Source organism: Oleidesulfovibrio vietnamensis, assembly GCF_055388115.1.
In genome coordinates this window covers 37746-56971 of the sequence record NZ_AP042419.1, presented here as the reverse complement: position 1 = coordinate 56971, position 19226 = coordinate 37746, and the positions used below count along the sequence as shown (strand labels likewise).

At 54.7% G+C, this 19226-nt stretch carries 16 protein-coding genes, 1 tRNA gene and 1 pseudogene; 7 read left to right on the top strand and 11 right to left on the bottom strand.

Going from position 1 to position 19226, the window contains the following annotated elements; genetic code table 11:
- Positions 1-344: 344 nt before the first annotated feature.
- Genes ACZ5D1_RS00270 through ACZ5D1_RS00260 form a run of 3 tightly spaced genes read left to right on the top strand, consistent with a single transcriptional unit; the run spans position 345 to position 2024 of the window.
- Positions 345-1016, top strand: a complete 672-nt coding sequence (locus ACZ5D1_RS00270; protein ID WP_011369413.1) for a YkgJ family cysteine cluster protein — start codon at positions 345-347, stop codon at positions 1014-1016.
- Complete coding sequence (locus tag ACZ5D1_RS00265; RefSeq protein ID WP_011369412.1) at positions 1016-1408, top strand: hypothetical protein; 393 nt, start codon at positions 1016-1018, stop codon at positions 1406-1408. Before ACZ5D1_RS00270 ends, ACZ5D1_RS00265 begins: the two co-directional genes overlap by 1 nt.
- The gene (locus ACZ5D1_RS00260) at positions 1398-2024 is read left to right on the top strand and encodes a tetratricopeptide repeat protein (RefSeq protein ID WP_011369411.1); all 627 of its coding nucleotides are present in this window, start codon (positions 1398-1400) and stop codon (positions 2022-2024) included. The genes ACZ5D1_RS00265 and ACZ5D1_RS00260 overlap by 11 nt, the downstream gene beginning before the upstream one ends.
- A 361-nt stretch (positions 2025-2385) precedes the next feature.
- Here ACZ5D1_RS00260 and ACZ5D1_RS00255 read toward each other — a convergent pair.
- Positions 2386-3494, bottom strand: a protein-coding gene (locus ACZ5D1_RS00255; RefSeq protein WP_464555541.1) for an IS3-like element ISDde4 family transposase whose coding sequence is annotated in 2 segments (ribosomal slippage) — positions 2386-3233 and positions 3233-3494 — 1110 coding nt in all. Because the reading frame shifts where the segments join, the coding sequence is not laid out codon by codon here.
- Between the two features lie 20 nt (positions 3495-3514).
- Here ACZ5D1_RS00255 and ACZ5D1_RS00250 point away from each other — a divergent pair.
- On the top strand, positions 3515-3982 hold the full coding sequence (locus ACZ5D1_RS00250; protein ID WP_464555539.1) for a hypothetical protein: 468 nt from the start codon (positions 3515-3517) through the stop codon (positions 3980-3982).
- A gap of 1032 nt (positions 3983-5014) precedes the next feature.
- Here ACZ5D1_RS00250 and ACZ5D1_RS00245 read toward each other — a convergent pair.
- Positions 5015-5090: transfer RNA gene (locus tag ACZ5D1_RS00245), tRNA-Ala, on the bottom strand.
- A gap of 143 nt (positions 5091-5233) precedes the next feature.
- On the opposite strand from ACZ5D1_RS00245, the gene ACZ5D1_RS00240 reads away from it, so the two are divergent.
- From ACZ5D1_RS00240 to infA, 3 genes are all read left to right on the top strand, one after another.
- The gene (locus ACZ5D1_RS00240) at positions 5234-5458 is read left to right on the top strand and encodes a glutaredoxin-like UXV-star protein (protein WP_455696552.1); all 225 of its coding nucleotides are present in this window, start codon (positions 5234-5236) and stop codon (positions 5456-5458) included.
- Between the two features lie 426 nt (positions 5459-5884).
- Positions 5885-6688 carry a prolipoprotein diacylglyceryl transferase gene (gene lgt, locus ACZ5D1_RS00235; protein WP_464555538.1) on the top strand — a complete coding sequence of 268 codons (804 nt, stop codon included), beginning with the start codon at positions 5885-5887 and terminating at the stop codon, positions 6686-6688.
- A 109-nt stretch (positions 6689-6797) separates the two neighbouring features.
- Positions 6798-7016 carry a translation initiation factor IF-1 gene (gene infA / locus ACZ5D1_RS00230; RefSeq protein ID WP_011369410.1) on the top strand — a complete coding sequence of 73 codons (219 nt, stop codon included), beginning with the start codon at positions 6798-6800 and terminating at the stop codon, positions 7014-7016.
- Between the two features lie 1072 nt (positions 7017-8088).
- Here infA and ACZ5D1_RS00225 read toward each other — a convergent pair.
- The 9 genes and pseudogenes from ACZ5D1_RS00225 to ACZ5D1_RS00185 form a co-directional block, all read right to left on the bottom strand.
- A complete protein-coding gene (locus tag ACZ5D1_RS00225) occupies positions 8089-8811 on the bottom strand; it encodes a M48 family metallopeptidase (RefSeq protein WP_464555536.1) in 723 nt (240 codons plus the stop codon).
- A gap of 7 nt (positions 8812-8818) precedes the next feature.
- Positions 8819-12109 (bottom strand): type I restriction endonuclease subunit R, encoded by a 3291-nt coding sequence (locus ACZ5D1_RS00220; RefSeq protein ID WP_464555534.1) that lies wholly within the window; start codon positions 12107-12109, stop codon positions 8819-8821.
- A 9-nt stretch (positions 12110-12118) separates the two neighbouring features.
- Positions 12119-13033, bottom strand: a complete 915-nt coding sequence (locus tag ACZ5D1_RS00215) for a DUF4917 family protein (protein ID WP_464555533.1) — start codon at positions 13031-13033, stop codon at positions 12119-12121.
- A gap of 3 nt (positions 13034-13036) precedes the next feature.
- Positions 13037-14265, bottom strand: a pseudogene (locus ACZ5D1_RS00210) (IS3 family transposase).
- A gap of 12 nt (positions 14266-14277) precedes the next feature.
- Positions 14278-14502, bottom strand: coding sequence for a hypothetical protein (locus tag ACZ5D1_RS00205; RefSeq protein WP_464555531.1), 225 nt, complete (start codon positions 14500-14502; stop codon positions 14278-14280).
- A gap of 26 nt (positions 14503-14528) precedes the next feature.
- Positions 14529-15779, bottom strand: a complete 1251-nt coding sequence (locus ACZ5D1_RS00200; protein WP_464555529.1) for a restriction endonuclease subunit S — start codon at positions 15777-15779, stop codon at positions 14529-14531.
- 8 nt (positions 15780-15787) lie between these two features.
- Positions 15788-16816, bottom strand: coding sequence for a virulence RhuM family protein (locus tag ACZ5D1_RS00195; protein ID WP_464555527.1), 1029 nt, complete (start codon positions 16814-16816; stop codon positions 15788-15790).
- The gene (locus ACZ5D1_RS00190) at positions 16816-18339 is read right to left on the bottom strand and encodes a type I restriction-modification system subunit M (RefSeq protein WP_464555525.1); all 1524 of its coding nucleotides are present in this window, start codon (positions 18337-18339) and stop codon (positions 16816-16818) included. The genes ACZ5D1_RS00195 and ACZ5D1_RS00190 overlap by 1 nt, the downstream gene beginning before the upstream one ends.
- A 5-nt stretch (positions 18340-18344) precedes the next feature.
- Positions 18345-18944 (bottom strand): restriction endonuclease subunit S domain-containing protein, encoded by a 600-nt coding sequence (locus tag ACZ5D1_RS00185; protein WP_464555523.1) that lies wholly within the window; start codon positions 18942-18944, stop codon positions 18345-18347.
- Between the last annotated feature and the right edge of the window lie 282 nt (positions 18945-19226).

Here is a 19226-nt window from a genome sequence, read left to right as displayed (position 1 = left end):
CCGGACGGCGGGCTTTATCCCGTCGTCCGGTCAGCATTTTCAGCAGGATATTCCCCGCATCCTGTACTTCTCCGCATGCGTAGTCCGGCGCACGCGGGGCAAAGAACTCCGGCCTGCATCGTTCGCCGGTTCCGTTCCGGGACGGCTGACCGCCATAATCCGTAACGGAATCGCCATGATTGGACCGTCATGCACTGGACAGGCCCGACCGCGGTGATTATCTGACTTCCCGACCGACCAGTAGAACCGGCCTCACCGTCTGAATGGCATAAAACACGCAAGACCGGTGTCTTGTGGTGTGCTTTTGTATCAGGCGGCCCGGGGCGGCGAGGAGCAGACAAAGAATGACGCAGGATTTTTCTGAAATTTTTGCAAAGTATGAAGCGCTTGTGGCCGATGTTGATAACGTCTTCAAGCGTGTTCAGGAAGCCCACCCCGAATGTGTGACCTGTGAAAAAGGCTGTAGCGACTGTTGCTACGCGGTGTTCGACCTTTCACTGGTCGAGGCCATGTACCTGAATCACCGGTTCGGTCAGAAATTCAGTTTCGGGCCGGAACGTTCCGTTATTGTGGAACGGGCCGATGAAACAGACCGCAAGCTTGTAAAGCTGAAACGGCAGGCTCATCGCGATGTGCAGAACGGCAGGGATGCAGAAGAAATTCTGCAGGATATGGGCCGTGTGCGCGTGCGTTGCCCCCTGCTGGGCGAAACGGACGGGTGCGAACTGTATGAATATCGCCCCATCACCTGCCGCCTGTACGGTATTCCCACAGCCATAGGCGGCAAGGCCCACAGCTGCGGCAAGTCGGCCTTTCTGGCCGGCAAACAATACCCCACCGTCAATATCGACAGAATTCATGAACGCCTTGCACAGCTGAGCCTTGAAATCCGCGATGCCGTACATTCGCGTTTTTCTGAGCTGCATACCGTGCTTGTGCCTGTGTCCATGGCTCTGCTTACCACTTACGACGACGCCTACCTCGGTGCAGGCGCCACCGCAAAAGGAAACGAGTGATGGCCATTTCCGCAAGCATGTTCCGCGACGGAACCCCGCAGGAACTTACTCCGGATCAGGAAGAACAGAAGCGGTTCATCTATGAAAAGATGTCACCGCGGCGCAGAAAGTTCATCGACCGGATAGGCTACGACAAGTGGGATCCTTTTCAGAAGCCCAATGACCCTCTGGATGTGCGTCAGGACGTTACAAAACGTACCACGCAGCAGCTCGTCCGCGAGTTTTTGCAAACCTGCGATCATTCGGAGTACTCAAACGAATACGGCAAGGGTGCGCTGGAGTGCGCTCTGGGCATAATCAACCGAGACGAAAAGTACCGGGGCATTTTTGAATTTTGCGTCTGGTATCATAACTTGTTGGAAAAAGAGGGGTTTACGGACTATGAAAGATAGCTACGATAACATCGACGAGTACATCGCCGATTTGCAGGCTGCAATCAAGGACAATGCCGACTGCGCAAACCACCACTACAATCTCGGCGTTGCCCTGCTTTCCAAGCGCGACTGGGCCGCAGCGGAGCAGTCGTTCCGCGAGTGCGTGCGTAACTCGCCGCGCTTTGCCGAAGCCTTTGTGCAGCTTGGCGGCATATGCCTGCAGCGTGGCGATCTGGACGGATGTATGCGCTACAACGAAGAAGCCGCCCAGTGCAGGGCTAAGTTCCCTGTACCGTGGGCTAACATAGCTTTTGTCCACCTGCAGCGCGGTGAACCCGAACCGGCAATAGCGGCCCTGAAAAAAGCCCTGAAGTGGGATCCTGACTTTGTACAGGCAAAGGCGACTCTGGCCACAGCCTACTTTATGATGGAAGACTACGACATGGTACTGGATGTGTGTAAGCAGATCATCCAGAAAGAGCCTTCGTTTGCTCCTGCATATAACAACATGGCTCTCGCATACTTTGAAAAAGGCGAGTTTGCCAAAGCTGTGCAGTATGCCGATGAAGCACAGAAGCTCGGCTTTGAAGTGGCTCCCCAGTTTCTTGAAGAACTGAAGCCCCACCGCAGCTAGTTTTTGCAGATAGCCGAAAATGCCGCGCCGGAAGGTTTACCTTTCCGGCGCTTTTTTGTGCCCGGTCCGGCATATCCTGTGTTTTTGCGCAAGAGGATGCCTCCGGCGGGCAAGGGGACTGATTCCCCTTGCATCCCCCGTTGCGCCACAGGTGGTCCGGTCAGCTGTCGCCTTCGGGCGTACGAGGCGGCTGGTTATGCGCGGAGCAGCGCAGTACAGCGCGCTGCAGGCATGTCTATGAACGATGCGCTGCGCGTATTGAGGGTGCAGGGAGATCATCTCCCTGCACGCCGGAGGCTGTTTTGTTTCAGGTTTTGTATGTCTCCGACGGGCAAGGGGACTGATTCCGTAAGCTTCCCCGTCAAGAGGACAGTTGAAAAATAGAGTTTCCAGCGTTGTTGGATAAAAACTCGGAGGGTGTCAGGTCCCCGAGAGAGTCATGGGGCCGCTGTTCGTTGTATTCAATCTTCCACCAGTGGGTGATCTCCCGGACCTCATTCAGAGTCCTGAAGAGATAGAGATCAAGCACTTCGGTGCGATATGTCCGGTTGAACCGTTCAATGTACGCGTTCTGATTAGGTTCTCCAGGTTGAATATATTGGATGCTCATTCCTGCCGACTCGGCCCAGGCTACAAACTCACCAGAAAGGAATTCCGGTCCGTTGTCCGTCCTCAGCACTTGGGGAAGGCCTCGTTCCAAGCGTAGCCGTTCAAACACTCGGATTAACCGCCTTCCGGTAATGGAGGTGTCAATTGCGACGTGCAGCAGTTCGCGGTTGAAGTCGTCAATAACGTTGAAGGTTCGAAATCGTTTCCCCGCATAAAGCGAGTCGCTCATGAAGTCGGCAGACCACGTCAGATTGGGCTGGGCCGGGATCGACAGCGGCTGCTTAGTGCGTTGAGGCAATCGCTTCTTTGCCCGGCTCTTCAGGTTCAGCCGCAGCTCGCAGTAGACGCGATATACCCTCTTGTGGTTCCAGCAATGCTTGCGACGCAGTACCTTGAAGCACTTCCAGAATCCCCAGCGAGGGTGTTTGTCGATTAACGAGTTGATCGCCTCGACGACTTCGTGATCACGGCTCCCACTTGCAGGCAACCGATAATAGGCCGTCCTGGATAAGCCCACACAGCGGCAACTGCGCAGTATGGACAAATTGTGCTCGACAGTCAGATAAGCGACCGCCTCGCGTTTCCCGGTCGGCCTTAAAGCTTTTTTTCGATCAGATCCTTCAAAGCACGGTTTTCGAGGGCCATGTCCGCATACATCCGCTTCAACTGCGCCAGCTCAGCCTCCATATCCTTCATCCGTTTCAGATCGGAAGCCTGCATGCCTCCATACTTGGATTTCCAGCTATAATAGGTGGCGTCGGAAATACCGTGGACGCGGCAGATGTCTTTGACTTTGATACCGGCTTCGCCCTCTTTGAGGATCGAGAATATCTGCGTCTCAGTGAATCGTGATTTCTTCATGAAAGTCTCCTGACGGGGATATGCCAGAAAACTCCAGTTTTGGCCTGTGTCTTTTCAGGGGAAGCTTACGCAAGCACTTGCGGACGGTGTTCTTATCGACATCAGCCAAGAAGCACAAGAATGCCCCGGTCAAGCTACGCCAGTTGTGCGAAGCGGGCGTTTCAGCTTCAGAGGCGAAGAAGGAATTGGGCCTCAGCTCAATGCAGAGCTTGCGCCAGCACCTGATGCGTCTTTCCGTGGAATCACAGAGCCTGATGACTTTGCCGGGCCTGTACGAAAGAAGCTCAACGCAGGTTCGGATCACGAAGCATGGAATCAAGCTTTCGATTTCCAAACTGAAAGCAGCCGGGATCGAATATCCCGAACAGACCGAGTTCCGCATGGAGTTCGATGAGGAGCATGAACAAATTCTCCTCACCCGGGTCGGCATTGGCACTGGCCCGGACGAAGAAGACGAATTCTCTGACGACATCCCGAATGAGGGGTAACATGGGGAGTCACGGCAGTTGACCTGCTGTGGCTCCTCCTTTCTATTTTTACACCAGCCACCCTGAAGCTGAATGTGCATGAGTGTGCGTCAGCTAAAATGGGTGGACCCCACCCCTGAAATGCGCGGACGGTCGCAGCATGAGGAATATGCCGAGTAGCATATTGCCTCGTATTCAACAATGGGGCTGTCTCTGCGAAGTCCCTAACCAACAATATCGTAGAGGTTTATTATGTATGCTAGATATCTTGGGACGGAACAGCAGCTAAAATGGCGCATTAAGCAAACGTTTATTCGTGGACGCTGGGTTGTTAAGCATGGCATCCACTATTTCAATGCCAAGCGTGGTGGCCACTTCGCTTGGAACGAAGTAACCAAGGAGTATTACATTACTACTAACTTCAATCGCAATGAAGCAGCCGCAATTATGCACATGCTACATCGCACCTAATGAGAGCATTCCTAAAAGCATGTTGATTTTATAGTAGATTAAAGACACTAGGGCTGGCTCAGGCTGGCCCTTCTTTTTTTCAGGACGAGCCGTTACTGAAGATAGCTCAAGGGTTTGCAACTCTGGTGGTGGGAATCGAACCCCCACACCAGCGCGAACCGGCACAGCCACCGGCACGCCAACACGGACCATGATCCTTCAGCAACTGCATTTGTCATCCGGCCCGCTATGAACGTCCATACCGTTTCGGTCTGGCCCATGAGCCACCGGGTGGAACCCGCAACGAGCAGTCCCAAATCACCCCAGGAAAAATCAGCCCCAAAAAAACAACGCTGCGGACACGTTGTCTCATTGGAAGACGGAGGGTGTACGGATATTTTGCAGAAGGAAGTCATAGGCGGCAGGGTAATATGGGGTTGACCCTCTTCCGCTTCATATTCTTTCAATCACAGTGTTTACAGGAGCTTAATCAGTGCGCTCCAACACCGCGGCTAACAAAAGGTTCGCCAGGTGGTTAGCCACCAACGGAAAAAGGGGCAGTTAGATTTTCGTCTAACTACCCCTTCTTCTTTGGGAAATTCTTGGTGGAGCTGGAGGGAATTGAACCCACGACCTCTTGAATGCCATTCAAGCGCTCTCCCAACTGAGCTACAGCCCCTTGCGGAAGAGCCTTATGCAGCACAATGGGGCAGGTTGTCAACAGCGGGTGCATTTTTTTATGCACACAGCGTCAGGCGTACGGTTAGTTGTTGTTTCCGCGCTCCGCACGTCTTATTATACAAGCGAAAAACGCGGGAGGCTATGGTGGAAGAATCGCTGATTATATATGGCAAGGAAAATTGCCCGCACACCCGCAGGGCAAGAGAGGCTCATCCCGGACACATCTTTATGGATGTGCAAAGCAGCCTGACGGCCATGCAAAACATGCTGGAACTGTCCGGCGGCGTACGCAGAGTTCCCGTACTGGCGCTGCGTACTGACAAAGGTGAACAGCTTATATCTGTGGGATACAATAAAGGTTCCTGAAACGTATGATTTCCGGCAGGTGCCGGAACAACCACAGCGGCCTAAAGCAGAGTATCCGCAATTACACCGCAACATATTCCGCCAGAATCCGCCACTCCGCAATCGAACCGCATATACAGGCTGTTACGCCGTCTATCAGATAACAGCCTGACTCAGCCCCCCCGCCCCGTTTTCAGCATCTGCCTGCCGGCCACAAGCCGCAGACAGATAAACCGCGTGTGCAGCCGCCTTCTGGGCACCTCGCAAAACTGCCCCCCGCTGTAATTCACAACTTTATTTTTCATATAAAACAGCAAACTGGCTTTCTGCGCGGATATGCGCTGTTTGTGATATTATTCCTTAGATTGACAAAAAAAACACCGCAAGCCTACCAATGTCGGGCACTCGGTACTTTTTACTCACACAGCACACACGTCGGAGAAGTGAATGATCAAATATCCCGCTTTTGACCCTGTAGCCTTTACGCTCGGACCGCTGAACATCCGCTGGTACGGACTCATGTATATTCTGGGTTTCGTTGCCGCGTGGCTGCTTGCCCGGTCGCGCGCTCTCAAGGCGGGGTCCGGCTGGACAGTAGAACAGGTTGACGATCTGGTAACGTACAGCGTTTTTGGTGTCATTCTGGGTGGCAGACTGGGCTACACACTGTTTTACGAAACGTCATACTTTTTAAACAACCCACTGGATATTTTCAAAATATGGAACGGGGGAATGAGCTTTCATGGGGGATTGCTGGGTGTCATCATTGCCATCTGGCTATTTGCCCGCCACACAGGTAAGTCCCTTTTTGAAGTAGGAGACTTCACTGCGCCTCTGGTAGCTCCGGGCCTACTTGCCGGACGGCTGGGCAACTTTATAAACGGTGAACTGTGGGGAAGACATACCTCCGCTGAATGGGGCATGGTGTTTCCCGGCGCCGGACCGCTGCCCCGCCACCCGTCGCAGCTTTACGAAGCCGCGCTCGAAGGTGTCGCTCTCTTTATAATTCTGTGGCTGTTCTCTGCCAAACCACGGCCCCGCATGGCGGTTTCTGGCATGTTCCTGCTGCTGTACGGCAGCTTCCGCTTCTTTGTGGAATTCTTCCGCGAACCCGATCTGCATCTCGGCTATCTGGCATTCGGCTGGGTTACCATGGGACAGATTCTGTGCCTGCCCATGATCCTCGGCGGGCTCGTACTGGTAGGCTTTGCCATGAAAAATGAAAAGCAGGCCGCGTTAAAAACAGAGTAACCATCTGTTTTATTGACAGGCTTCTTTTTTTGTGGAATGGCGATTGCGTTGGTTTTGCGGTGTTTTTGCGCCGCATTGCTCATACCGCACGGAGCCATCAGGAGGAGTCATGGCGAAGGAAGACGCCATCGAAGTTGACGGAATCGTTCAGGAAGCTCTGCCTAACGCAATGTTTCAGGTAGAGCTGGAAAACGGCCACACAGTACTCGCTCATATTTCCGGTAAAATGCGTAAATTTTATATCCGCATACTGCCCGGAGACAAAGTGCGCGTGGAGCTGTCGCCGTATGACCTGAACCGTGGTCGCATAACCTACCGCATGAAGTAACGGCACAAAACCGCACTTTTTTTGCGGCCGCTACTGCGGCCTGCTTCTCTGCGCCCGAAAGCATACCCCGCCGGTCAATATACTACATCCTAAAACCCGCATAATGCGGGTTTTCTTTTCTCAACAGCCACCATTCTTACACGCACCCAAGCCCTACTTACCGCCGCACCGCAACACGGAGACATACAAACCCTGAAACAAAACAGCCTCCGGCGGGCAGGGAGATGATCTCCCTGCACCCTCAATGCGCGCAGCGCATCGTTCATAGATACGCCTGCAGCGCGCTGTACTGCGCTGCTCCGCGCATAACGAGCCGCCCTGTACGCCCGAAAGCGCACAGCTGACCGGACCACCTGTGGCGCAACGGGGGATGCAAGGGGAATCATTCCCTTTGCCCGTCGGAGGCATACAAAACCTGAAACAAAACAGCCTCCGGCGGGCAGGGAGATGATCTCCCTGCACCCTCACTGCGCGCATAGCGTCGTTCATAGATACGCCTGCAGCGCGCTGTACTGCGCTGCTCCGCGCATAACGAGCCGCCCCATACGCACGAAAGCGCACAGCTGACCGGACCACCTGTGGCGCAACGGGGGATGCAAGGGGAATCAGTCCCCTTGCCCGTCGGAGACATACAAACCCTGAAACAAAAACAGCCTCCGGCGGGCAGGGAGATGATCTCCCTGCACCCTCAATACGCGCAGCGCATCGTTCATAGATACGCCTGCAGCGCGCTGTACTGCACTGCTCCGCGCATAACGAGCCGCCCCGTACGCCCGAAGGCGACAGCTGACCGGACCACCTGTGGCGCAACGGGGGATGCAAGGCTTGCTTCCGGGTGTAGGAATAAATGATTTCGAATTTTTCCAAGCTCATTGGGGCTCCTCCAGGGTAAGGGGATGGTGAATCCTGGAGGGTATCCTCGGGCTTGAGCGTTGGTCACGGATAATTTGGCAGGACGGGTCCAGTGCAAAACAAGCGACTTCGGTTGACCGAATGGTTGTCCGAAGAAATAGTTGGGGGCTGGTTCTGCTGGCAAATGTGCGATGAAAAGAGGTCGAATTGACTTTTGGCTTTACTCGTTCAGCAACAGCTCGGACATCCCGTCCAGCTTGGCTTTCACTGACTTCCATTGTGGCATCTGTTCTGAGAGCAGACGGTAAAACCGCTGGCTGTGATTGTGCTCCTGCAGGTGGCACAGCTCATGGAGAAGGACGTATTCGATGCATTCCCGGGGCGCCTTGATGAGATGGGGATTGAGCGAGAGTATCCCCTTGGGAGAGCAGCTGCCCCATTGCTTTTTCATCGTCAGTAATTGCCATTCAGGCGCTTCAGCCAGCCACGAGACTCTGGCGGCAATGTCCTTCAGTCGCCGGGAGAAGTAGTCCCTTGCCCGTGCTCGATACCAATCCCTGAGCAGCTTGCGAACACGCACAGGGCTGACATCGTTCGCTTCCACCATGAGCTGGCCCCGGTGGAGCTTGACCGATCCGCCCGCCGCTTCAGTGGAAAGCACCTTCAGCTGATACCGTCGCCCCTGGTAGTAGTGGCTTTCTCCGCTGACGTACTCACGCGGCAGGACATACTCACGCAGCTCCCGCGCCTTGACGATATGCCCCATGACCCACCGGGCGCGTTTCTGAACAGCAGACTTTATCTCGTCCAGTTCTGCGTCCATCGGCGCGTCCACCTGGACCGATCCGTCAGGGTGGACATGGATAGCCACCTTGCCCTCGCGATCCGGGACTTGACAGACCTGATAGCGAATCCGCTCTTCGCCATAGGAGATGGTCTGCATGATGATCCTATTCATTTCCATGGGCCAAACGCACACGGGTAATCTGGATGATATGCTCTATGACGTCCTTGGCTTTCTCCAGGCCCATCAGCTTGAACAGTCTCGGCAGGATGCCCGTTTTGATCGACGCTTCCATGGACTGCGGGTTCAGGGAGTGCTCGGCAACGGCGTTACTGACAATGGCGTCGATGGTCTTGGCTTCCTCGACAAGCTGGCTCTTCTCTTCCGGCGCAATGGCTTCGAAATGGTCATCACCTAGCACCAGACGGAAGGTTCCGTAATACGCCTTGGCTGTCTCGCTCTTTCCCAATTCCTCAGGTATGCCCGCGACGGAACGACTGTTGACCTGCTCTTCGAATTCCTTGAGCAGCGTGTACTGCTTGTAGGGGTGGTTGAACATCTGCTCGGCCTGGGAGATCGCTTCACGCAGCAGTTCGGAAAAGACCTTCTGCGCATAGGGGTCATCACCAAGTTTCTGCTCGATGGTCTTCTTGACCCGTGTGCGGATGATGTCCGTTTCGTTGCGCGTCTTTTCCTTGGTCCATTCCTCGGGGTTCTCCTGGGTGATTTCGTTGATGGCGATCAGCCCTTCCGATTCCTGGATGGATTCACCCACCACATGCTTGTCCACGAGTCTGCGGATTTGCTCCTCGTAGGCGCTATAGTCCACGGTTTCCTGGGCGTCCTGTCTGGCTATCTTTCGCAGGTTGGTGAAGAAACGGAGGTCCTTCTTGTAGGTGTTGATGTCCTTCTCGCTGAAGCTCCCGTCCTCGTAAAAAGAGCGGGATGAAAGGGCTATCTTCAGGCACAAACCAAACTCCGTCAGCGCCTGGTAGAAATCCTCACGGACCTTCTGGCGCGTATCGACGCTGGTCCCCTCGTCGTCCTCGGTATAGTGGGGCATGAGCACCTGGCGGTACTGCTCTAGGTCCTGCTTGTTCTGCACGTCTTTGAAAAACGACCACAGCTTTTTGTGATGGTCGGGCAGTCTCTTATACTCCGTGCTGACCTGATGGTAGAGCCCGTCGATGTCGTCCACATCGTACCCGCCCTGAGTCCGCTCTTGCAGATTCTGGTAGCTCTTCAGGGTGGTGTCGAGTTGCTGCAAGATGCCCCGGTAGTCGATGAGCAGCCCGTAGTCCTTGGCTTCATGGAGCCGGTTCACTCGGGCGATTGCCTGGAGCAGGTTGTGCTCCTTCAAGGGCTTGTCTATGTACAGGACCGTGTTTCTCGGCTCGTCGAATCCGGTCAGAAGCTTATCCACCACGATCAGGATGTCCACGCCGTCGTCGCTGGCGAAGCTCTCGATGACATCACGCTCGTACTGTTCGGCATTGGAAGAATTGCCCACGGTGCCTTTATACCACTGCTGGACTTCCGGCAGGGTCGATTCGTTCACCTCGGAATGCCCCTCTCGGGTATCAGGAGGCGAGATGACCACCGCGCTCGTCACCAGCCCCGTCTGGTCAAGGAACTTCTTGAAGCGGATCGCGTTCAGCTTCGAGTCGGTGGCAAGCTGTCCCTTGAGCCCCATGCGAAGCGATTTGATATTGTCCGAAAAGTGGGTGGCGATGTCCCAGGCAATGAGTTCGATCCGGTTCTCGGACCCGTAGATAGCGCCCTTGTTCGCGAACTTCTTCTTGAGGTCCGTTCGCTGCTCCTCGGTCAGCTTGGCGGTGATCTTGTCGAACCAGTTGTCTATGGCGGATTCGTTCACGTCCAGCTCGGGACGGCGTTCCTCATAGAGCAGCGGCGTCACGGTCCCGTCCTCAACTGCCCGCTGCATGGTATAGGCGTGGATGATGGGACCGAACTTGTTCTGCGTCTTGTCGTCCTTGAGCAGGGGGGTGCCTGTGAACGCGATGTAGGAGGCGTTGGGCAGGGACTTGCGCATACGCTCGTGTGTTTCACCGCCCTGGCTCCGGTGCCCCTCGTCCACCAGCACGATGATCTTGTCGCTCGGGTTGTAGCACTCGGGCAGCTTGGACGCGGTGTTAAACTTGGCGTTGATGGTGAAAATGATCCGCTCGGTTCCCTTCCCGATCCGCTGGGCCAGGTCCCGTCCCGAACGCGCCAGGGCTTTCTCGCCCTCCTTCTTGGTGGCGATCACCGACCCGAACGCCCCGCCGGTGAGGAACACCTTGGACAGCTGCTTTTCTAGGTCCACCCGGTCCGTGACGATGATCACCCGGCAGTTCTTCAACTCTGGTTCCATCAGCAGCGCCTTGGTCAGAAAGACCATGGTGAAGGACTTGCCCGAACCCGTGGTATGCCAGATGACACCACCTTCACGACTGCCGCGCTTGTCCAGGCGTTTCACACGGTCCAGCATGGACTTGATCCCGAATGCTTGCTGGTACCGGGCCACGATCTTCCCGACCCGCTTGTCGAAGATAATGAAGTATCGGACCATCTCCAGCAGCCGGTCCTTCCCGAGCAAGCAGATTAGCAGCTTGTCCTGGTCGGTGGGGAGCACATCCTGGGACCAGAGCGATTCGAAATAGCTTCGCATCCTGGCGGGACGATCCTTGAAGATGGCGTCCTTGGATTCGTCCGAAAGGGGCTTGTTCTTGACCTGATGGAACAGCCCGTCGTCCAACTCCTCTTCCCGCCACTTGGACCAGAACTTTTTGGGGGTCATGGTGGTGGCGTAGCGTCCATCGGTATTGCTGACAGCAAGCAGCAGCTGCGCATAGCAGAACAGGTGCGGTATCTCGTCGGGTTTCTGGTTGCGAATGTTCTGGCTGATCCCTTCGTCCAGCATGGACTTGTTCGGATTGCCGGATTCAGGACGCTTCGCCTCGATGACCACCAGGGGAATACCATTGACGAAGCACACGAGGTCAGGAATGCGCTTGTGCGTCCCGCCGGAAGAGATGACTTCCATCTCCTCGGTGACGTGGAACAGGTTGTTCTCAGGGGTGTTCCAGTCGATGATGGGTATGGTGGGCTGGACAGGCTTTCCGCCGATGAACTCCTTCACGGTAACGCCCAGGATCAGCTTGTCGTATATCCGCTCGTTGGCGGTGAGCAGTCCCTCGTTCAGTCCCGGCGTGGAAAGCTCCCGCACGATCTGCTCGATGGCGTTGGTGGACAGGGAATGCCACTGCCCATCCCACTCGAACCGCCGCGATTGCAGCGCACGCACCAGCTCGTCCTTGAGCAGCACCTCGCGATTCGACCCGCGCTTGCTCAGGCACTCGGACGAGGAAAGGTAGGTCCAGCCAAGGTTCGAAAGGACTTGCAGGGCTGGTATCTTGGCGCTGTATTCTTCTTTGGTTTCGGGTGTCTGGTGCATGGTAAATCCTTATGCTGTTCCCCATACTTCGGCGGAAGTGCTATCGTAAAATTGAACTTCAAGGCGTCCGTTATTGTGAGTCAGCATCTCCGCGCGAGCTGCTATGGCCTGATTTCGTTCGGTGTCTGGATTGCCATGTATACCGATGAACACCTTTTTAAACTTTCCTTTTTCAATTGCTCGAAGAATGTGCTCGTCATTTGCCGACAGTGACATTCCATGAATGAACAGAGTGCCAGGATTCGCCTTGAGACTTCTCAGTGCTTTATTCAAATAACCGTTGTGGGTGATTTTGCTCATTTTCGCTTGTGACGTTCCTTCTGAAACAAACAGAGGAAACAAACCCTGGTGAATGGCGTTGCGAGCTTGGTCTACAAGAGCTTCGTCAGTTCTGCTCCAGGTGTATTTGCGAAGTTCATGCCCGGCATCGAACAGGTGCAGAGCTCCATGGATGTAGAACACGTTTTGACCATGAGTGTTGCCGTTATCCCAAACAACATAAGGGGTGTCGGGATCATCTTGGTCGTTTCGAAATGCATCATCAAAGTCCAATTTGTATTCATCGCCAAGGTCGGCTTTTTTACCCTTCATAAGAGCCCAATAAAGAAGAATGTCATAGTTTAAGGTGTAAATTTTTCCGTCAGTGTCACGAAAATTCTTAAGGAAACGAATGCAATGCGCGTATTGCTCATCACTTATGTCGAATGGTCGTGCGGGATGCTTACCGGCAATTGTTTTAATCAGAACTTCTTTTATCTGACTTGCATCATTACTCATTTGATGTGGCGTTTCCGCATCTTCATTCCTGTAGCACGGGAGGATGGCAGCGGCTTTTTCCAGCGCCCATGCGACTTCTTCGAAATCGGTTGTCCCAAGTCGTTCGAATTGTAAAGCCCCTGAATTGTTGGACGCTGTTTTGCACAAAATTCACGCCGCCTCCGCCAGGGGCATGTATCCGGCACGAACCTTGGCCGGAGTGGCATAGCCATGTCGCTGAAGCAGCCAATGCTGGTTGAACCGTTCTTTGAACTCAAGCAGCGCTTGGCGGAGCTCCTCGACGGTATCGAAGGTTCGCACCCACAGCAGCTGCTCCTTCAAGGTTCGGATAAACCGCTCAGCCACGCCGTTGCCCTCTGGTGCCCGAACGAAGCTGGGACTCGATTCAATGCCGAGAAACCGAAGCTCCTGCTGGAAGGCATGACTCATGTACTGCGCACCATGGTCGTGACGCAGCACCAAGCCCTTGGCAATGCCTCCTGCCAAAGGACCATAGAGATCCCGAACGCCTTGGTGGATCGGCTCCAAGGCCTCGAAACGTGTGCCAGGACGCGCGGCATGGATGCCGACCACATCACCCACAAAGTGATCTACAGCCACAAAAACTGTCGCCGTTCCCTCTCGACGGGTATGGATCTGAGTGGCATCGGTGCCCCACATCCGGTTAGGGCCATCGGGGATGATTGAACCGTCGTGCGCTCTGGGACCTCGGTCGGAACCCATCCTGTGTGGCGCCTGCAGGCCGTGCTGACGCATCAGGCGCCGAACCCGCTCCTTTGAAACCGGGATGCCATGGTGCCTCAGCCGTGCCCATACCTTGCGATAGCCCTCGCCCCGAAACCCCAAGGACTCAGCATCGGCCAGCATCTCGCGAACCTTCTCTAGCAGGACATCGTCAGCAACCATGGGCCGGCGTCCCCGACGGTGGAACTTGGCTGGCTGCTGCGCGCGTACCCGGCGCGCATAGTCGGTGGAGCGGGGTACTCCCCACAACCGGCACACCCGGGCCCTGCCATACGTACGCCGTGCGGAGACCGAGCAGGCCCTGCTCACAGATTCGATCTCCGCTTGGGAAAAGGGAGCTCGCCCTCATGCCGGGCAATCCGCATCTCCAGCAGCTCCTTGTCCATCATCAGCTCTCCCACCAGGCGCTTGGCTCGCCTGAGCTCTTTCTCCAGCGCATTGACTTTCGGGTCATCCGTACGTCGCTTCAAAGCCGCCATACCGCCTTCAAGGAACTCCTCTCGCCACCGGGACAACACCGATGCCGGCTGCCCTGTCTCCCGGCTCAGCGTATCCAGGCCTTCACCTCGCAGAAGCCTCAAAACCACTTCCTGCTTACGCTTTGCCGACCAACGTTTCACCGACTTCTCACTCATGGACACCTCCTGTCACTCTCTCTGCAACCAAATGTGTGTCCAATTTATTCGAGGGGCAACCCAGAATACCCTTTTTACGGCAGGAGATTGGGCAAAGTCCGCTTCGGAAAATAATGAGGCGTAGGTAAAGATATCCGGGCGAAGAGCTATGCTGAATCCGTTTCCAATAAGGAGATGAATTTTGCCGGGTGCAGCTTGCGCTTTTGTCATTGCTTCTTGGAAAGACAACACATTCATATCTGTTCTCCTAGCATGTGGCTCGTTTAATTTACCTGAACGCGGCGTTTGCCTGTGAGAAGTTGCTGCATGAGGGCTTGTTTTTCACGAAGCAGTTGTGTTTTTGATTTGCACAACTTGCTTAACGCATGGTCAGCGCTGTCTAGGATCGCACCGATAGCTTCTTGCTCTTCTTTTGGTGGGCAAAGAATGCGCAACCCTTTTACATCAGAAGCATTGATAGCTGGGTAGCTTGAGCCGACCACTAAAGAATGCAACTGATTGGTCATGTGTGAGCTAAAGAGATAATGATATAAATATGAACTAGTTGCAGTCTTCTTCGGCGTGACAACTGCAAAGCCAGTTGACGCTATGCACCCATCATGATCTTTGCTGATTCGTGAAAACGCTTGTAAATTTGGGCGGACAGTCGCCATCAGTATATCATCCGTACAAACTATTCTTCGCGCGCGAGAGGGTGAGGAAGAGAATTGATGAACTTCAAGTTCATCATTGATGACTCCTGGGGTCACATCAGAAAGGGAAATGTACCTAAATTCGAAATCGCCGGGAGTGGTTCGTCCGAGCGACTTTTTATCGACGGAAGCAATGTCCTTGAGCCGCACCTTCTTCCACTCCCCACGGAACCCCGGCAGACGCTTCTTGCCCGTCAGCAGTTGCTGCATGAGCGCCTTTTTCTGCTGCTGGCTGTTCTCGATCAGCTTGTCCACCGTCTCAATCGCCTTGTCCCAGGTGGACAGGATGCGGGCGATCTTCTTTTGTTCGGGGAGGGGGGGGATGTTGAAATCCCATTTAAGCCACCTGTTCAATTTGAATATCATCTTCTCGACATGGACACCGATACTCGAATGGAAACAAGTTTGCTGGAAATAGATACTGTGCGACAAATATTTTAAGAAGTTCAGGTCTAATTTGCCGTTTGTGCCAAGCACAGAATACTCGTTTGAGACGATAGCACCATCAAGGTTATTGGGGACCAAAGCGCAAGCCCCATGAACTATTTGACGTTTCGATATGAGGAAATCATTGGGCTCAACATAAAATTGAGATTTCACCTTGATGTCTCGCCCAAGCATCACTCCCCGTTCTTCCGCACCGCCACGACTACGCTTTACCGTGACGAGCATATATTGGTGGTCATCGTCCATATCGACAGGGCGCTTTATCTCCGTCAGAAACTTGCCCAACGGCACTCGACTCCAGCCCGCAGGAGTTTTCGAGAGCTGAGGAACTCCGGGTTGAACACTCTCAGGATAGCTGCCATTTCTTTTCGCCATACGCTTACCTATGCCCCCTTCTTCCTGCTCACCTGCTTTTCCACTTCTTCAAGCGCCTTCAGGTCTTCGGCGTCCGCTTCTATCGCTTCCTGAGCCTTGCGTTTCTGGTCGAACTCGGAAAATCGCTCGTGTGCGATAGTCACCATGGCCTTGTGGCTCATGTTTCCGCGTCCTTCCAGCAGGGGACGCTCGTTGAAGGTGATGAACCGGTCCACGTTGCCCTTCCAATCGGTGAGAGTCAGGTATTTGCGTTGGGAGACGCGATCCTCGGCGTAGTCCAGGAACATAGTGACGAAGCGGTTGAGTTCGGTCACTTCGTCTTCAACCAAATAGTTCTTGGCGATAATGACGTCCGCTTTTCGTACAACCTCGCCTTTCCATGTTGTCAGGTTCATGTTGGGCTTGTTCGGATCGGCGCGTTCCACCACCAGTTCGGCGGCGGTATGGCCCGTCACAGCGTGGAGCAGCTTGTTCTGCACCTCGGCAAAGAAATTGTGCGCAGCGGTGGGGTCGTCCTTGTAGTCCTGAGACAGGGCAAAGAGGTCCCGAACCTTCTGATAGAACCGCTTTTCCGAGGCTCGTATGTCCCGTATGCGCTCAAGCAGTTCGTCGAAGTAATCCCAGGCGGGTTCCTTCAACCGCTCGTCATTCATGACGAAACCCTTCACCAGGTATTCGCGAAGAGTCGTGGTGGCCCATTGCCTGAACTGGGTGGCTCGTGGAGATTTCACCCGGTAGCCCACGGCAAGAATAGCGTCGAGGCTGTAATGCTTGACAGAGCGTTTTATCGAACGATTTCCCTCGGTTCGAACTTGTAAGAAATCCTTACAAGTTGCCCCTTCGTCCAACTCCCCCTCCTCATAGACGCCTTTGAGGTGCATGGAGATATTTTGGGGGGTGGTGCCATACATTTCAGCCATAAGCGCCTGAGTAAGCCAGACATTGTCATCTTGAAGACGGACATGAACCAGCGGTCCCCCGTCATCGGTTGCGAATACGGAAAATTCTGTCTGAGGCGCAGGAAGGTTGTCGCTCATCACACGCGCTCCTCGTCAGAGTACCCAAGCTCCTTCAGGTAGCCTTCCATTTCCACTTCCAGCTTCTCCAGGTCCGCTTTCAGCGCCTTGCGCTCCCGCAGCACCGCTTCGAGGTCGATCTCTTCTTCCTCTTCGAAGGTGTCCACATAGCGCGGGATATTCAGGTTGAAGTCGTTCTCCTTGAGTTCGTCGAAGCTCGCCAGATACGCGTACTTGTCCACGTTCTCACGGGCCTTGGCGGTGGCCAGGACCTTTTCCAGGTCCTCGTCGCGCAGGAAGTTCTGGTTCTTCCCGTCCCGGTAGTCCCGTGATGCATCGATGAAGAGCACGCTGGTGTCCTTCTTGTTTTTGCGGAACACCAGGATCGCAGCCGGGATGCCCGTTCCGTAGAAGAGCTTTTCAGGCAGCCCGATCACCATATCGAGGAGGTTTTCCTTGATGAGCTGTTCGCGGATTGCCCCTTCGGACGAACCCCGGAAGAGCACGCCATGGGGAACAACCACTCCCATGCGTCCGCTGCCCGGTTTCAGCGTCTCGATCATGTGCAGGATGAACGCATAGTCGCCCTTGGTCTTGGGCGGAATGCCGCGCCGGAAGCGTCCGAAACGATCCGTCTCAGCCAGTTCATGCCCCCACTTCTCCAGAGAGAAGGGAGGATTCGCGACAACGATGTCGAAGTGCTTGAGCTTGTTGTCCCCTTCCAGCAGCAGCGGGTTGCGCAGGGTATCGCCCCATTCCACGCGGTGGTTGTCCTCGCCGTGCAGAAACATGTTCATCTTCGCCAGCGCCCAGGTGGAGCCGATGGCTTCCTGTCCGAACAGCGCATACCTCTTGGACCCAAAATGCTCTTTCACCTGTCGTCCGCATTTCATGAGCAAGGAGCCCGAACCACACGCCGGGTCGCATATCTCGTCACCTTCCTGGGGCTCCACCAGCTGTGCGATGAGCTGCGAGACTTCGGGAGGGGTGTAGAACTCGCCGGCTTTCTTGCCGGATGTGGCTGCAAAGTGCTTGATAAGGAACTCGTATGCGTTCCCGATGACATCCAGGTTGCCGATGCGGGAGGGGCGCAGGTTCAGCTCGGGCTTGTGGAAGTCCTCCAGCATGTGCCGCAGGATGTCGTTCTTCTGCTTGTCGTCGCCGAGCTTGGTGGAGTTGAAGCTGATGTCCTGGAACACGTCGTTGAGCTTGCCCATGTTCGCCTCTTCAATGGCGTGCAGGGCTTTGTCGATGCGCTCACCGTTTCCGGGCTCGAAGCGCTTGTCATACAGGAAGTAAAACCCGGCTTCCTTGGGCAGCACGAACCGCTCGTTTTTCATCATCTCTTCGATCAGTTCGGGATGGTTGCCGTACTGCGCCTTGTATTTGTCGTAGTGGTCCTGCCAGACATCGCTGATGTACTTGAGGAACAGCATGGTCAGGACATAATCCTTGTACGCGCTGGCATCCACCACGCCCCGGAAGGTGTCGCACACGTTCCAGACCGCTTCGTTGACTTCTTTCTGGCTCACTTGAGGATTCATTCGAGTTAGCTCCTTGTGCTGGTGTCCACGCTATCGGGGGTCAGTATCTTCGACGCCACCACCCTGAGTTCGCGCTCACGGTTGGCGATCAATTCCATATATGCTTCGGCTTCAGACCGAGCCGCCTGGGCATAGTTCACGACGAGTTGCTGCGTATCAAGGTCAGGCACAACCAGCGGAAGGTCTTCCAGCACACCCTTGCGGATGCTCCTTTGCACGGTCCCTTCGGCGGAGGCGTCCATGTAACGCTGCGCTGGGGCCTGGTTGATCTGCCACGCCAGAAACGCGGGAAGCAGCTTGGCATTGCGCTTGACCTTGAGGAGCAGGAAGTGCGGCGAGATGACAGCCGTGAATGGAACCTCGTCCAGATGAACGGCGAAGTTCTTGTTCCCTCTGACCAGGAACAGGACATCGCACGGCTGCAACCAATCCGGCTTCCGCCTGCCCTTGAGTTCTGTGCGGACAAGCTCGTCCCATTCGACCCTGCCGGTGTCGCTCACATCCTTCATCTGGACAGCACGAGCCTCACCATCGGGATCATGGTCGATCTTCCCTCTGAAAGGGTATCCTGGTAGGACTTTGACGAGTTCGGACAGCTTGCGCATCGATCTTCTCCATTCGAGATGATGCAGATATTGTCACGCGTCCGAAGTTTGTCAAGAGGAGACAGTGCATCATTTTTTATGATGCAGAAAAATAGCTTGATCGACTCGATTTGATCGATTAGACTCCTTTCAGGGCATCCGCCGACAGTAGGTTGCTTTTTGTCGCTGTACCGGCGACGACTACGAAACGGTCAGAGTGCTGGCTCTCTCAGACCTTGCCTGTCGTCATGCTACTCGCTTAGCATATCATTGCTCTCGCAGCAGGTTAGAACAGCTAGGCGG